At 46.7% G+C, this 15,364-nt stretch carries 10 protein-coding genes; 4 read left to right on the forward strand and 6 right to left on the reverse strand.

Annotated features, from left to right (window positions below; translation table 11 throughout):
• Positions 1–182 precede the first annotated feature (182 nt).
• Positions 183–1,751, forward strand: a complete 1,569-nt coding sequence (yfcC, locus tag SHEWANA3_RS08200) for a putative basic amino acid antiporter YfcC (protein WP_011716603.1) — start codon at positions 183–185, stop codon at positions 1,749–1,751.
• Between the two features lie 169 nt (positions 1,752–1,920).
• Here the strand turns inward: yfcC and SHEWANA3_RS08205 are convergent, their stop codons facing one another.
• The 4 genes from SHEWANA3_RS08205 to cysK all read right to left on the reverse strand — a co-directional run bounded on the left by SHEWANA3_RS08205 (position 1,921) and on the right by cysK (position 8,605).
• Entirely contained in the window at positions 1,921–4,572 is a 2,652-nt protein-coding gene (locus SHEWANA3_RS08205) for a TonB-dependent receptor (RefSeq protein WP_011716604.1), read from the reverse strand.
• A gap of 665 nt (positions 4,573–5,237) precedes the next feature.
• Entirely contained in the window at positions 5,238–6,227 is a 990-nt protein-coding gene (locus SHEWANA3_RS08210; RefSeq protein ID WP_011716605.1) for a TDT family transporter, read from the reverse strand.
• A 122-nt stretch (positions 6,228–6,349) separates the two neighbouring features.
• Positions 6,350–7,423: a methyltransferase gene (locus tag SHEWANA3_RS08215; RefSeq protein ID WP_011716606.1), complete on the reverse strand. Its 1,074-nt coding sequence runs from the start codon at positions 7,421–7,423 to the stop codon at positions 6,350–6,352.
• A 213-nt stretch (positions 7,424–7,636) separates the two neighbouring features.
• Positions 7,637–8,605: a cysteine synthase A gene (gene cysK / locus SHEWANA3_RS08220; RefSeq protein WP_011622282.1), complete on the reverse strand. Its 969-nt coding sequence runs from the start codon at positions 8,603–8,605 to the stop codon at positions 7,637–7,639.
• A 245-nt stretch (positions 8,606–8,850) separates the two neighbouring features.
• On the opposite strand from cysK, the gene SHEWANA3_RS08225 reads away from it, so the two are divergent.
• The 3 genes from SHEWANA3_RS08225 (at position 8,851) to SHEWANA3_RS08235 (ending at position 11,944) form a co-directional block, all read left to right on the forward strand.
• A complete protein-coding gene (locus SHEWANA3_RS08225) occupies positions 8,851–10,200 on the forward strand; it encodes an RDD family protein (RefSeq protein WP_011716607.1) in 1,350 nt (449 codons plus the stop codon).
• Positions 10,197–11,324 carry a beta-ketoacyl-ACP synthase III gene (locus SHEWANA3_RS08230; protein WP_011716608.1) on the forward strand — a complete coding sequence of 376 codons (1,128 nt, stop codon included), beginning with the start codon at positions 10,197–10,199 and terminating at the stop codon, positions 11,322–11,324. Before SHEWANA3_RS08225 ends, SHEWANA3_RS08230 begins: the two co-directional genes overlap by 4 nt.
• Positions 11,325–11,494: 170 nt before the next feature.
• Positions 11,495–11,944, forward strand: coding sequence for a hypothetical protein (locus SHEWANA3_RS08235; protein WP_011716609.1), 450 nt, complete (start codon positions 11,495–11,497; stop codon positions 11,942–11,944).
• 59 nt (positions 11,945–12,003) lie between these two features.
• Here the strand turns inward: SHEWANA3_RS08235 and SHEWANA3_RS08240 are convergent, their stop codons facing one another.
• Together SHEWANA3_RS08240 and cysZ are read right to left on the reverse strand one after the other, a co-directional pair.
• Positions 12,004–14,403 (reverse strand): carbohydrate binding family 9 domain-containing protein, encoded by a 2,400-nt coding sequence (locus SHEWANA3_RS08240; protein ID WP_011716610.1) that lies wholly within the window; start codon positions 14,401–14,403, stop codon positions 12,004–12,006.
• 128 nt (positions 14,404–14,531) lie between these two features.
• Positions 14,532–15,311: a sulfate transporter CysZ gene (gene cysZ / locus SHEWANA3_RS08245; RefSeq protein ID WP_011716611.1), complete on the reverse strand. Its 780-nt coding sequence runs from the start codon at positions 15,309–15,311 to the stop codon at positions 14,532–14,534.
• Positions 15,312–15,364 lie beyond the last annotated feature (53 nt).

Consider the following 15,364-nt stretch of genomic DNA (forward strand, 5'->3'; position numbering starts at 1 on the left):
CCAGTGTTACTGGGCTTTTTTTGCTGTATTCGCCGTAGCTGACATTTTTATGTGGATTGCTTGGGTGTGATAGATGTAAGCATTTTGCGTATTCATGCAAGCGAATGAAGATTTTATGTACTGATTTACAGCGCTTTAGTTTATAGTGCGGCCTTTTCCGTTTGACATAAAATGGCGCATCTATGACGACTCCACCCTCGACGACTCAGCCAACAGAAGCAGCTCAGACTGCTATGGCACCATCCGCTTCACACGCTCCCTCATCCTTTCAAATGCCCGATACCTTAGTGATCATCTTTTTTGTGGCATTACTTGCGGGATTAATGACTTACTTTATTCCGATTGGGTCGTTTCAAACCCAAGAGGTGCATTATCTGGCCGAAGGTGTCGATAAAGCGAGGACAGTAGTCGACCCTAATTCATTTGCCTATCAATTGGATGATGCGGGCGAGCCTAAGCTGCAACCAGTGGCACTGTTTAAAGGCGAGGGCGGGGTTGGCTTTTTTAACTTCGCCTTTGAGGGCTTAACCTCGGGTTCTAAATGGGGCAGCGCGATTGGCGTGATCATGTTTATGCTAGTGATTGGTGGCTCCTTCGGGGTGGTGATGGCCACAGGCACCATAGATAACGGCATCTTAAAGTTAATCGATAAAACCCGTGGCAATGAAAAGTTATTCATTCCGGTGATATTTACGCTGTTTTCCCTCGGCGGCGCCGTGTTTGGCATGGGAGAAGAGGCCATTGCCTTCGCGATTATCATCTGCCCACTCATGATCCGTTTAGGGTACGACGGCATCACCACTGTGATGGTGACCTATGTGGCGACCCAAATTGGTTTCGCTAGTTCTTGGATGAATCCTTTCAGTGTGGCAATTGCGCAGGGCATTGCGGGGATCCCGGTTCTTTCAGGCAGTGAGTTTCGCTTCCCTATGTGGCTCGGATTCACATTGCTTGGCATCGTTTTTACCATGCGTTACGCCCATCGCATTCAACAGCAACCAAGTATTTCCCATAGCTATCAGTCCGATGCTTATTTCCGTGAGCACCATGCTAATACGAAGCTCGAGAGCCGCTTTAATCTTGGGGATGTGTTGGTGCTGTTGTTGTTAGTGTTAACTATGGTGTGGGTGATTTGGGGCGTTGTGGCAAAAGCGTGGTTTATCCCTGAGATCGCCAGCCAGTTTTTTACCATGGGTATGGTGGCCGGCGTTATTGGCTGCGTGTTTAAGCTCAATGGCTTAACGCTTAACAAGGTCGCGCAGAGTTTTAAGGATGGCGCTAAAACCATGTTAGAGCCAGCCCTTTTAGTGGGATGTGCCTCGGGGATTTTACTGCTCCTTGGCGGCGGTACACCGACTGAACCGAGTGTGCTTAATTCGATTCTGAACAGCGCTGGCGGGGTGATTGGTCATCTGCCGGATGCACTTTCGGCGTGGTTTATGTTGTTGTTTCAATCCGTATTCAACTTTTTTGTGACCTCGGGTTCAGGGCAGGCCGCATTGACTATGCCACTGATGGCACCTCTCTCTGATATCGTCGGTGTGACGCGCCAAGTGGCGGTATTGGCCTTTCAGCTAGGCGATGGCCTCACCAATATCATAGTGCCCACCTCAGCGTCTTTAATGGCGACCCTTGGCGTATGCCGCGTCGATTGGGGCAACTGGCTGAAATTTGTGTGGCGTTTTATGTTGCTGCTGATGTTGGTCTCAAGCGTGCTGGTGATTGGCGCGCACTATCTTGGATTTAACTAGGTACGGGGATTTAACTAGGTGCGCGGATTTAGCTGGGCGCTGGGGTTTATCTTAAGCTGCGGGTAAATAGGCGCTAAAGGCTAACTTAGTTATTTGGTTAAATAGTAGATAAAAAAACGGCATCCGAGGATGCCGTTTTTGTGTGGTTTTCTATCTTCCTATAGGGAAATTAGAATTTCACTTTATATCCTGCAAACACTACACGGCCCACGATGTTATGGGTGTCAGTATCGTATCCAGGGTAACCTAAGCTGTAGTTAACTGTTGGCATCGCATCGAACAAGTTACGAGCACCAACAGTAACTTTGCCATAGCTGTCGAAGTCGTAGTTCAATGTCAGATCCCACGTAGTGAACGATGAGAAGTCTTGTTTATTTGTGCCAACTTCTTGTTGTTGTGGAGTTTCACCATCATAAGAATCAATGTATTTAGCAATCAAAGATGCTGAGAAGTCATCAATGGCGTAGCTAAATGTTGTATTGAAACGTAGTGGTGGATAACCCTTAGTGCCTAATACGTCATAACGTTTTGCAATCGGGCTTGCTTGCTCTGTATATTCAAGAGCATAGGTTCCTTCAACCGCAAACTTAAATGCACCAAATTCAGCAAAATCGAAGTTTGAGGTGAATGACACGTCAAGACCTGATGTTTGTACGCCATCCATGTTGATGTTGCCAGCGCCAATTTCATCGATGGTACCGTCAGCTTTACGTTTGACGTAGATGTAGTTAGGGTCATAAGCACCTAAGCCACCAATCGCTTCTAAATCCACAATTGTTTGTGCATCGATGTAGCTGACTTGGTCTGTGATTTCGATGTTGTAATAATCAACAACTAAGTCGATGTTTTCAGTGATATTCCATACGGCACCGAAAGAGTACTGAGCAGATTTCTCAGGATCTAGCTCTGTGTTACCTGAACTCTTACGTAGGTATTGGTTATCTTCACAAGCTGGGTTGCCGTCTTTCTGATCAGCAGGCAGACTTTGACACAGAGTGGTGTCAGTGATTCTGTCATAACTGGTTGCTGGCTTGCCTAACAAGTCATCCAGTGATGGTGCTCTAAAGCCTTGGCCGTAAGATGCACGTAACACTAGGTTATCTAATGCTTCGTAACGTACGTTTACAGAGCTTGAAAGCTGACCAACATCTGGCAAGCTATATTGGTCGTAACGGCTCGCTAGTTTCACGTTTAAGTGATCTAATACTGGCAGTTCCAACTCAACGAATGCTGCTTTATAGCTTCTATCACCAGCAGAATCACCGCCGTAAGTACCTAATACGTTACCTGCTGCTTGTTGAGCATCACGGGTATCTTTGTATTCGATTTTTTGGTATTCCATACCCACTGCGTAACCTAAGTCACCACCAGGTAATGAAATTGGAGCCAGTGCAGCCCAAGATATACCAGTACCTGTTGTGTTAGATGTCGCTTTACGAGTAGCTGTGTGTAAGAAGGTGTCTAACGTGTCTTGGGTTGCGTTACCACCCTCAACGAATGGGTTGTACAAGCCTTTATCTACTGCTTCTTGTAACTTATCTTCGAATACGTAAGAGTCAGTTTCAATGTTCACGATTTGATCTGAGTATTGTACGTACCAGCTTAGAGAGCCTGCATCTAATTCAAGGTTTAGACCCGTTACGATATCAACTACGTTTGAATCGAATTCTGTTTTACGGTCTGCAACCCCTTTCAAACGGTGATAGGCTTGCACTTCAGATGCATTAGCGGTACCGAATGTTGGGTTTAATGGGTTATCTGCTGCCATGTATAAGTTAGGAGTCCATAGCGCAGTTGAAGAGGTGATGGATTTATCACGCATAACGATAGCTTGACCAAACCACTCTAATTCATCGGTAATGCGATAAGTCATATTCGAGAATACAGAGTCTTTTGTCTGATCTGGTAGGTAATCAGTGCCATCAAATTGGTTAAAACCACAAGCAGAACCGTCTTTGCTGGTAACAATACGATCCGCTGGACAGTCCTTACCTGGAACTTGCAAACCTGTATAAACAGGAGTGCCGAAAGTACCATCAGCACCTTTTACCGGGCGAGATTCAACTGGACGATATGTGCCTTCTGGCGCATATAAACCACTACGACCGTATTTTTTATCCCAGTTAGCCGTTAAGTGAGGACGTTGACCACCTTGTAGTGGATCAAATTGCTTGTGTTCGATGATCACTAAGCTGCTGCTTTTATCGCTAGTATTACCGAAAGTGACAGAAGCTGATTTCTCATCTCTACCACCTTGAGTTGGGCTACCAAACTTAGCGTCGAATGCTAAACCGTCAAAGGTTTTTTTCAGGATGATGTTAATTACACCACCGATAGCATCTGAACCGTAAATTGCTGATGCACCGTCACGTAAAATTTCAATACGCTCGATTGCATCCATAGGGATTAAGTTGAGGTTCGTTGAATCGCCACCAAAGGTTGCAGATGGCGCAATACGGCGACCGTTGATCAGGGTTAACGTACGGTTTGAACCTAAACCACGCATACCAGAACTGGCATGGTTACTTGCAGAGCTACCTGCATCACTAATAAAACTACCAGCAGTGTTAAATGGCATTTGTGCTAAAACAGCAGAAACATCACTTAAACCTGTTTTGGCAATATCTTCGGCCGATAAAACAGTAACAGGTAACGCTGATTCCATATCAGTTCTTTGAATACGGGAACCTGTTACTTCAATACGTTCTACCTTAGCGTTATCCTCTGCAGCATAAACAACAGTACTAGATAAAGCTGCTGTTGTGGCACCACCAATTAACGCAAAGCGAACCGCTTTGGCTAATGTCGAATTAGCGCGCATATCATTCTCCCTTAACACTTGTTATTTGTTTAATTGTTATTTTAATTAAATACGGAACGTTTTAAGAAATAGAGCCCTATTTAATTAGGCTCAAGATATAACCACAAGAAAATAACAAGTGCAACAGTGTAAATTTGCGTAAGTTGCAATGCCTAACCATTAATTGTTAATTAAATGTTTTTTGTTGGTTTTATTTGTGAGTGTGTTAGCGGTTTTTAGAAGTTTAAAACCAATTTTGGCAATAAAATCAGCATTAAATTTGAATATATATTAATAAATTGTTCTTATTTTGTAAAAATTGAAAGTTTTTGTAAGAATAAAATAATCATACTTTTTTTGTATATTTAGATTTTTATTTAACCTCGGTGTTTATACGGTTTTGAATACTGTATTTTTATTGGTGCCGTATTAAAAATAGCTTAAATCAGTAGATGCTGTACGGTTATTGACTAGTTGTTGAATATCTTTTATTCAGTGGATTTTAAGTATTCTGTGTTTTTAATTTAAGCTAACTATTTTATGGGGATTTTTTAGCAAAATGCACTTAACTAGACAAAAGAAGTGAATTTAAATTCACTTCTTTTGTCATGCAAATATTTTATGACATGAGATTTGAATGTGTTATAGACACCCGATGCTAAGCGTTTTTAATACTTATGAGTAGGTTAAGCTGTAGTGGTGTTATCTATTATGTGAGCAGGATTAGGTAGATAATGAGTTAAATACCTGAGTGCGACATAACAAACGACTATGGTTGCAACACCGAGTTCGAAGTCCGCAAGTAACCTTACCCACTGAGTGAGGTCGCTCATTTGACTAAATTGCGCGAGCCAGTGGGCGGTTTTAAACAGTGCTGTCGCGCCGATCACCATGGGAAAGGTGAAAGCGGCATAGCCTGGGCTAAAGGGCAATTTGAGCAGATGGAAAAAAGCGAGATAAATCACTGCAGTCATCAATACCGCAATGCTGGCCAATACGGCTACCAAGGCAACCGAAGGTTGCTCGCACACAGTTAAGTAGCCTGCTAAGGATAGACTGGCTGGCGCGGCGAGGATGGCAATGGTGGGTTTAGCCGCATCGGGCACTGCCTGACAGAAGATTAATCGGTAGAGCATCAATGGCAGCATGACTAAATATGTGAGCATGCCGAAGGCTAGGATCAAGTTCACTAACCATGGCGCGCCATTACTGGGGAAGGATACTGCCGCCACTATGATGCCAATGGGTGGCACAAACCAGCTAGGTACCATATGTTCGAGCTTGAAGTCGATAGCGCGGTAATAGATAAAGGCGCCTAAAAAGAGGACATGGATAACAATGGCCGCTAGCCACAGGGTTAAGCCTGCATGGGGGGAATAGTGGCCGAGTAGGTTCGAAACCACCATTAACGCCATGGCGAATGTTGGGATCACGCTACCGACAACCGGATGGCTGAGTTCGTTCTTCAGCACTGAGGGATGCAGTACAAATTTTGCAGCCAGCAGCATGAGTAAGACTGAGGCTATGACAGCCCCCATCAGTTGGCCCCAACCATTGAGTGAGGGCATCACACTCTCCCAAGTCCAACCCAAGCTTGCAATCGCGAGGGCGAGGCCGCCCATAGGGCTGGGTAATTTTGCTGCCTGTGCTGTCCAACGTTTACGTTTTGAAGTCATGTTTGTTACCTCTCAACACTGACATTAATTCGATGTGTCTGTCTGTTAATGCCAGTGTATGACTGAGAGTGTGGTAAATAAAATTGATTAATTTTATTCAGAGATTCAAATTTTATTAATCTTTAGGGTTTGCGTTTACAACGCAGCAAAGTATGCCCAAGACCAAGGTTGTCAGTGTCTTCATCGACGTATAAACCCGCTTGATGTAGTAACTTTATCAAGTCCTTAGAGTGGTACATACGGCTATTACCGTTGGCCATCGCAGTAAAGTACAAGCTTGTCGCATTGACGCAATAGGCTGAGGCTGCAGAGGGTTGTCTGTCCCAGAAGGTTTCGACAATGAATAACTGGCTGTTCGGCGTCATCGCCTGAGCGGTGCGTTGCAAGATGCTGAGGATTTGCTCTTGAGAGAAGCAATCGAGGAACTGGCTCATCCAATAGGTATCGGCGCCTTCGACAAAGGGGCGTGATTCATCGAGCAAATCGGTGGCAAAGGTGTGGATCCGCTCGGCAAAGCCATGCTTGGTGGCATTGTCTTTGGCTACGGCTAATTGGCCGGGGAAGTCCATCAGGGTGACTTCAACCTCTGGATTAAACTCGCAGCAGCTTAGTGCCCATTTACCCGTATTTCCGCCTATATCGACTAAGTGTTTGGGAGAATGGGCAAATACTAAGGGTAAAATCTGTGGAAAGGCGTGATCAGAATAGTAGTGATCGAAGGCAAACCAACTGGCCTTAGCCTCAGCAGGTAAATCCTTAAGGGCGGGGTAAATCGTTTGCCAATCGCCAAATACCGCTAAGCCAGAGGGTTTACCCGCGACTAGCGCCTTATCGAGTTGAAACAGTCCCTGGTAACACACGTCCTGCACAAAGTTGAGGTTAATGGCCGCCATATCATCGTGCAGTAAAAAATAGCCTGTTTTATCGAGCACATAGGCATCACCATTGAGCCATACCAGCCCCATGCTCAGTCCCATATCGAGTAAGACGCCAAGGGCATACTCGTTTAACACATTGGTTTGCGCAAGTTGGGCGATGCTCAGCCCTTGTTCGCCTGCTTGGTCAATGGTGGCTAATACTTCAAATTTCAGCAGGCAATGGGCAACCTGAAAACTAATGGGGCCAAAGGCGATTTTTTGCGCCTCAAATTTGGCATCGAAGGCGCTTAAGGCTTTTGGGGTGTGGTAGAAGGACATAAATTGGCTGAGTTTACAAAGGAATACAATCTTTATAGCGAAGTTAACGGCAAAAGTCAGAGCGGCGGTGGAAAACTATGAACTAGCTCCAACTTAGTGAATAAATGCGGATTTGGAGGAGAGGGAAGTGGTGTTAATCGTGTTTGCCCATCAATTTCGGCCATAAAAATACCCAGACAATGCTGGGTATTTTTAGCCGGACGAATCGACTTATTACTGAATGTTCTCTTCGTCGCCAAACTGGCCTTGGAACAGTACAGAAGATAAGTAACGCTCGGCAGCCGAAGGCAGGATAACCACAATGTTTTTATCCGCAAATTCAGGCAGAGCCGCGATGCGGTTCGCCGCAACCACAGCAGCGCCAGAAGAAATACCGACTAAAATGCCTTCTTCTTGCATTAAGCGGCGCGCCATGTCGATGGCTTCATCGTTGGTGACGGTTTCAACGCGATCGATTAACTCAAGATCTAAGTTACCAGGGATAAAACCTGCGCCAATACCTTGAATTTTGTGTGGACCAGGTTGCACTGGTAATCCCGCTAAGGTTTGGGTGATAACTGGTGAATCAGCAGGTTCTACCGCGACAGAAGTAATGGCTTTGCCAGCGACTTTCTTCAGGTAACGGCTTACACCTGTGATAGTACCGCCAGTACCCACGCCTGCAACAAACACATCCACTGCACCATCGGTATCGTTCCAAATCTCTGGACCAGTGGTTTTTTCATGGATTTCAGGGTTTGCTGGGTTATTAAACTGCTGCAGCATAATGTATTTTTCAGGCGCCGATTGACGGATTTCTTCCGCTTTATCGATAGCACCTTTCATGCCTTTTGCGCCTTCGGTCAGCACTAGGTTTGCACCTAAGGCTTTCAGCAGTTTACGACGCTCTAAGCTCATAGTATTTGGCATAGTTAACGTCAGTTTATAACCACGGGCGGCCGCCACATAGGCTAAGGCAATCCCTGTATTACCAGAGGTAGGCTCAATCAGTTCGTGATCTTTGGTGAGCAGGCCTTTTTTCTCGGCATCCCAAATCATATTGGCACCGATACGGCATTTGACACTGAAACTTGGATTACGTGCTTCGACCTTTGCCAGCACTTTACCTTGGCTTACGCGGTTTAAACGCACTAACGGAGTATTGCCAATAGTATATGAATTGTCTTCGAAAATTTTGCTCATGGATTGCTTGCTCCTATGTTTGCACTATTGAATCATAATCGCCTGTGGCGCATTTAGAAGTGATTGTTTGTTCTTCTTTATTCGATTTGGTTATTAAAGGTAATCCTGTTATTCGCAAAGCCCAATTGGCAGTGGGTTTAACTGTGTTAACCTCTTGCTAACATCAATAAAAAATAACCTGTAAATAAGAATAACCACTTGATGTTTCACTTATAAAACGTCTATCGGAATCGGATTGCCACACTATGAAGCAACAACAAACGGACTTGGGCAAAGATCCAAGAACTATGGTCACCCCTAAGGCATTCACTATTGCCGAATCGGTACTTTATACCCCGTTAGCTACGCCATTTAAGCGGGCATTGGCGATGTTAATCGACGGTTTATTTATCACTATTTTAGCCGAACAAATGGATTGGCTGTTTGTTCTGCTGGTGGTGGGGATTATTTATATCGAGAAACGCAGTCGTCAGTTTGGCCGCTTACTCAAATGGGGCCTGTATGCGGCCATGCTGGGGTTAATGCTCTTTAGCTCGGCGGGGAATTTGTGGAATTTCCATCAATCGAGTAAAACTTCCCGCGAAAAGGTCTCTGCCCCTCAAGATATCAATGCTGTTGTTAAGGCGATTCCAGGTCTTGTCTCCCTCGGACTCTGTGAAAATACCGATTGTGCCCGTGAACAGATCCATTCTTTGCAACAGACGCTCGACACTCAGACGCTCGAGAATGTGCCTATGGAGGGAATGTCGGCAGTTGAGCGCCGCGATATGGTATTAGAGACTTTAGCAAGCACGGATTTATCCGATGCAGATAAAGCACAGTTACGTGATGAAATTATGGCGGGCAGCCTCTGGCCCGAGGTGAAAGGGCTTGAAGTCACCCTAGACTCCACCAAGGGCTTAGCTAAAAATTCAACCAAGGATTCAAGCACATTATCACAGCCGCCACAGCCAAATCAGTCGCTCGTAAATCAATCGACCGATGGCAAGCTTGACGCAGTTCCCGTATCTGAACCGCAAACCGATGGATTAGCTAACGTTCAAACCGATATTCGAGGGGCCATGGAAAACGCTCCCTCAGCTCCAGACGCCAATCTGATTCCTGCGCATAAAACCGAAGGCCGCAACAGTGACATCGCCGACGAGGAAGAGAGTGACACCCGCAGTGTGCTGGCGTGGATCAAAGGCTTTATGAGCGATATGGGCTTAGGCTTTGGCTGGGCTGCATTTTACTTCACCGTGTTTACTGCCAAATTTGATGGTCAGACCTTAGGGAAGAAACTCTTAGGCATCCGCGTTATCCAACTCGATGGCGCTAAAATCAGCCTTTGGGGGGCATTTGGCCGTTATGGTGGTTATGCGGCGGGCTTCACGACGGGTTTACTGGGCTTTATGCAGATATTTTGGGATGCCAATCGGCAGGGGATCCAAGATAAAATATCTTCCACAGTCGTGATAGACTTAGCGCAAATGCATAAAAAGCAACAAATAGAGCAGCAACAGGCGCAGGCTGAACACGCATTGGCCGCCGTGCCAACACAGAATAATGCGACGTCTGCTCACCTTACAACAAGCACCCGTTCGGAGCACCTATGAAACAGGTCGTTATTTCTGGCAGCGGTTTATTTACGCCGCCACACAGTATTTCTAATGAAGCTTTGGTGGAGAGCTTCAACGCCTATGTGGATATGTTTAACCTTGAAAATGCAGGGTTAATTGAGCAGGGCCATGTTGAGCCGCTGTCTTATTCCTCCAGTGAGTTTATCGAGAAGGCCTCGGGCATCAAGCACAGATATGTGATGGTTAAAGACGGTATTCTCGATCCTGAAATCATGATGCCGCTTATTCCTGAGCGTAGCAGTGACGAGTTATCTATGCAGGCCGAAATTGGGGTTGAGGCGGCAGTGATGGCGCTCAAGCAAGCGGATGTGAAGGCCGAGCAAATCGATTTAGTGATCGTTGCCTGTGCTTATACGCAGCGCGCTTATCCTGCGATGGCGATTGAAATCCAGCGCGCACTCGGTACCCGTGGCTATGGCTATGGCTATGATATGCAGGTTGCCTGTTCTTCGGCCACCTTTGCCATTGTGGCCGCCGCCAATGCGATTGCGACGGGCTCGGCGTCACGGGTGTTAGTGATTAACCCCGAAATTTGTTCGGCGCAGGTTAACTACCGTGACCGTGACAGTCACTTTATCTTCGGGGATGTAGCGACTGCTATGGTGCTTGAAGAGCAAAGCCTAGTGGCCGCCAATAAGGGCTTTAACATTGTTTCAAGCCGTTGTTTTACTGACTACTCGAACAATATTCGCAGTAATTTCGGCTTTTTAAATCGCTGCGACCCAAGCTCGGCGCATCAGGCGGATAAGTTATTCCACCAACAGGGACGCAAAGTCTTTAAAGAGCTGTTGCCGATGATTTATCAGCATTTAGACGAGCATCTGGCCGAGCAATCCCTCACACCACAGTCCTTTAAACGTTTGTGGTTGCATCAAGCCAACATCAACATGAACCAATTCGTGGTGAAAAAACTGCTAGGGGATGAGGTAACGCCAGAGCAAGCACCTGTGGTGCTCGACGAGTATGCCAATACCGCCTCCGCTGGCTCTGTGATTGCCTTCCATAAATATTCCGCTGACTTTAACGCGGGCGATTTAGGGCTATTAAGTTCCTTTGGCGCGGGTTACTCCATCGGTAGCGTGATTTTGCAAAAACGCTAAATCGACTCAGGCCCCATTGCAAGCAATGGGGCCTGAGCTTTTATATCAGCACATTGATTAAACGGCTCGATGCGGTACCTTAGCCGAAAATGCCTTTAATCAAACAAGGCAGTTAGCTGTCTAAAAAACACTTTTTTAAAGCCTCAGATCCGATACGAGAACCTGTCACCATGACGCTTCTTTACCCTGATTCGGATATTCCGTTTCATCCCAATCCTGGCTGGTTTCTTGGCGCCTTTAATTGTTATGACCGTGAGGAAACGCTCGGGGAAACACTCAATCGCTACGATCCTTTAGATCCCGCGCAGCTGCAAGGGCTGTACGATGCTTATGTGTTTGATGAGTTTGGTGAACAGTCGGGATTTACCTCAGCCCACAGGGCTGCAATGGCGACAAATCTAATCGCCGCGCTGAGTGAGACAAAGCATGATTTCGCCGCCTATTTAGCGATTGATGAGAGCGAGGAGGAATGGTGTTTTCCCTCTGAGTGGGCATTCCTTAAGCCACGCTATCCCTTTGAGCAGGCATATCTTGCGCTGCTGCGACATTGGGGAATGGAGCTTACCGCAATGGGGATTGCACTTCCCAGCCCAAGCTTATTGGGTATTTATGAGTCTTAGTTAGAATCTCGATTTAAGCCCACAAGCCTTATTGTGGGCTTTATGCAAAATCTTTCAGCCTAGAGCAACCAGGCGTAGCTTAGCTTCATAAAATAGCTCTTCTCATCCCGAGTGAGCCGCGTGAGCTCATCATCCGAGATTAAACTGTCGGAATAGCCCAAATAGAACACGCTCTGGGGATTGAGCTTGTAGCCATAGAGGATTTCATTCCCTAAGTGTGCCGCTTCGCTATCGGGTGTCGAATACAAATACTGCGCAAGGTTACGCTCGATTTGGGTGTAAATGCTCGATAGGCGAATAAAGCTGTGCAGACTCAATTGCCAGTGCAGGCGCACATCCGAGAGATTTGCGGTAAAGAGTTTATCCTGCTCGATTTCCATATGTTGATATTGATGGGAAACATCCACCGACAGGCCGTTGGCAATTTTCCATTTGAACATCGGATTGATTAAGGTTTTTGTGCCTAAGCGATCGTTAAGGAAATCAATCTCATCGCCATAGTGGATCTCCAGCTCAAGGCTGAGGGCTGAGGTGGGCGTAATCGCGCCGTAAAGCCAGCCTTGGGTTTCTTGGTATTGATTGCTGTTATCTAACACCGCCAGTTGCGCGCTGTCATGGCGTGGGCCGACGCGTTCACGGGTTTCTATCCCAAAGGATAGCTCACTCTGCAGCGCGCCATACATTTCCCAAAAAATTTCAAACTCTTGCTCGAGCTGCTCCCCGGCTTGATTGTGGGTGATATCCCAGTCGCCACCGAATTTAATCTTGTTAAATACGGTTTCGGGATACCAAATTAAGCCACCACCGGCCATAAAGGTGCGGTAATCAATTTTTTCCACAAAGCCTAAATCGGCGCGAAAATCGGGAGACACATCGTGGTACTCGCCGTAGGCGAACCAATCGCGGGCGTTGTGTTCATAGGTCAGTTGATACAGGGCGCCACTGAAATCCCGATCCGATTGGCTACGTAACACTTGCTCATTCACTTGGCATTGGCCAAGCTCACAGCTTAACGGCGTTTGGCCGCAGAGTAGCCCTTCTGTCAGTTCTCCTTCCACATTGCCACAAAATTGTTGGTGCAGGGCCGTAGGGTAACGTGTCTGCGAATGGGCGACTTGAGCGGTAAAAATATCCTGAGCTGTCGGTTGGTATTTCGCATCTAAGCTCATGACATAATTGTGGTAATCATTTTGCGCGGCAAATTCTGTTAGTTGATTGTCTGCACTGCTCTTGGCCGTGATAAGCCCACCAAAGGAGAAGGTTTTATCCATGTCGAAGCGGTATCGCGCCGCCAAGTTAAGGCTTTCCTCCGCTAAGGAGGTAACCTCAGAACTTAAATTCCCCGGCATCAAAAAAGTGGTCTGGCTGTCATTGGCGGCCAGCAATGCCCAAGTGTGTTGCTCGGTTTGGCTGGTGAGTTTTAGCCCATAGTCCGGCGATACAATATTGCGGGTATGCAGCAGATTCACTTGGGTATCGAAGTAGTCTTTATTGTCGAGGAAGAAGGGGCGTTTCTCATCAAAAAACAGCGCAAAAGTGCTGTTGATATCGAGCTGGCCAGCATCGGACTCCACCTGGGAGAAATCGGGATTTATGGTGGCATTTAGCAAGGTGCGCGAGTTAATGCCCCAGCGCAAATCGAGCCCAGGCTCATAGTTACTCTCCGCTTGCCAACCATTTGCGCTTTTTTGTTCATTGCGATTGGCGACAAAGGACGGGGTAATTTGCAGATCTTGTCCTTGCTTGGCGGAGGCTAAGCCTGTAGCGACGCCGAGCTGACAGAGCTGGCAACTGATGTTGCGATCGATTCTATGGGTAGAGATGCGATGATTTTCATTGCGTGGATAGTAGCGGATCAGCTCAAATCCCCATTCTTGAATAGGCTTTTTATCGTCAAAGTTAAATAGCCGTAATGGCAGCTCGACTTCAACTTGGTAACCCTCGGCGGTGATTTTTCCGGCGGTTTTCCAAATGCCATCCCAAGCTTCGCTCTCTTCGCCCGTGAGCTCATTCTCTATCGAGTCTAGTTGCACGCCCAGTGGGTTAATAAAAAACTGATAGGCCAAACGCGCATTGTTAAAGGTATCGAGTTTGATCCCCACCAGATCGTCGCCCCAGAGATTATCCCTGTCCTTGAGTGTGGCGCGAATATGTTGTGATTGACTGTCTTTGGCGGTAAAGGCCACAAATAGGCTGGTTTGGGTCGCATAGATTCTGGCCTCGGTGTAAACGGGTGCCGCCGTGTTTTCGCCAGGCTGAGTCTCATAGCCTAGCTTTGCCTGCGCTGCGTGCTGCCACACCGCCTCATCAAATTCGCCATCGATATTGGCGGCATCTTCTAAGGTCGGAATCGTTAATTGAAATTGGCTGGCAGAGCCCGCCAAGCTTGGCGAACTGAGAAATACTGCGCTCGATAACACTAAGGGGAGAAACGTCTTCAACAACAAGGCCCAAATCATTCTGAAATGGCGCGCAGTGTGCCAGAAATTGCGCGTTAACAAGAGTGGGCAATTGTTACAAGAATTGTATTTAAAATAGCTGAAAACTCAGGTGGCACTGGATGGCGAGCATCCAGTGCTTTGGGGGATTATTCGGGAGAAACCACAGGATTACGGTAAGCTTCGCGGTATTTATCGACCCACATGGCGGTGGCACCACAAATCGCCACTGGCATCACGATAAAGTTCACCACAGGGATCATCGAAAACAGGGTCACAGTCGCACCAAAGGTAAAGCTGGTGCCACGGGTTTGATTAAGGGCAAAGCGCATATCTTTGAAGCTCACCTTGTGGTTATCGAAGGGATAGTCGCAGTATTGAATCGCCATCATCCAAGCGCTGAATAAAAACCACAAAATTGGCGCTAAGGTTTGCCCCACCATGGGCACTAAAAACAGCAGCAAAAATACTAGCGCCCGGGGCAAATAGTATTTGAGTTTGATCCATTCACGGCCAAGAATGCGTGGTAAGTCTTTGACGACGTCCATGCCCGAGCCCGTATTCATCGGCTTGCCGGTCAATAACTGCTCGACCTTTTCGGCCAGCAAACCATTAAAGGGCGCGGCCAGCCAGTTCATTACCGAACTAAAGACAAACGCCAGCATCACCAACATAGTGGTCACCGCTAACGGCCAGAGCAAAAAGTTAAGCCAACTTAAGTATTCGGGAAGCTGGGCATTCATCCAAGTGAAGAGCACATCGAGCTGCCCAATCGCCACATAGATAACCGCCGCAAACAGCACTAAGTTGATCATTAAGGGAATAAATACAAAGGTGCGCAGGCCTTTACGTTTGATTAAACCAAAGCCATCGAGAAAATAATTCACACCACTTTTACCCTGTGAAGGGGAGGAGGATTTCTGTGTCATATCGTCATTCCAAAAAAGTTGAGATACAGCGTGAGATACAGATAAGTGCGATT

Origin of the sequence: Shewanella sp. ANA-3, from assembly GCF_000203935.1 — a bacterium.
In the GTDB taxonomy this organism is placed as follows: Bacteria; Pseudomonadota; Gammaproteobacteria; order Enterobacterales; family Shewanellaceae; genus Shewanella.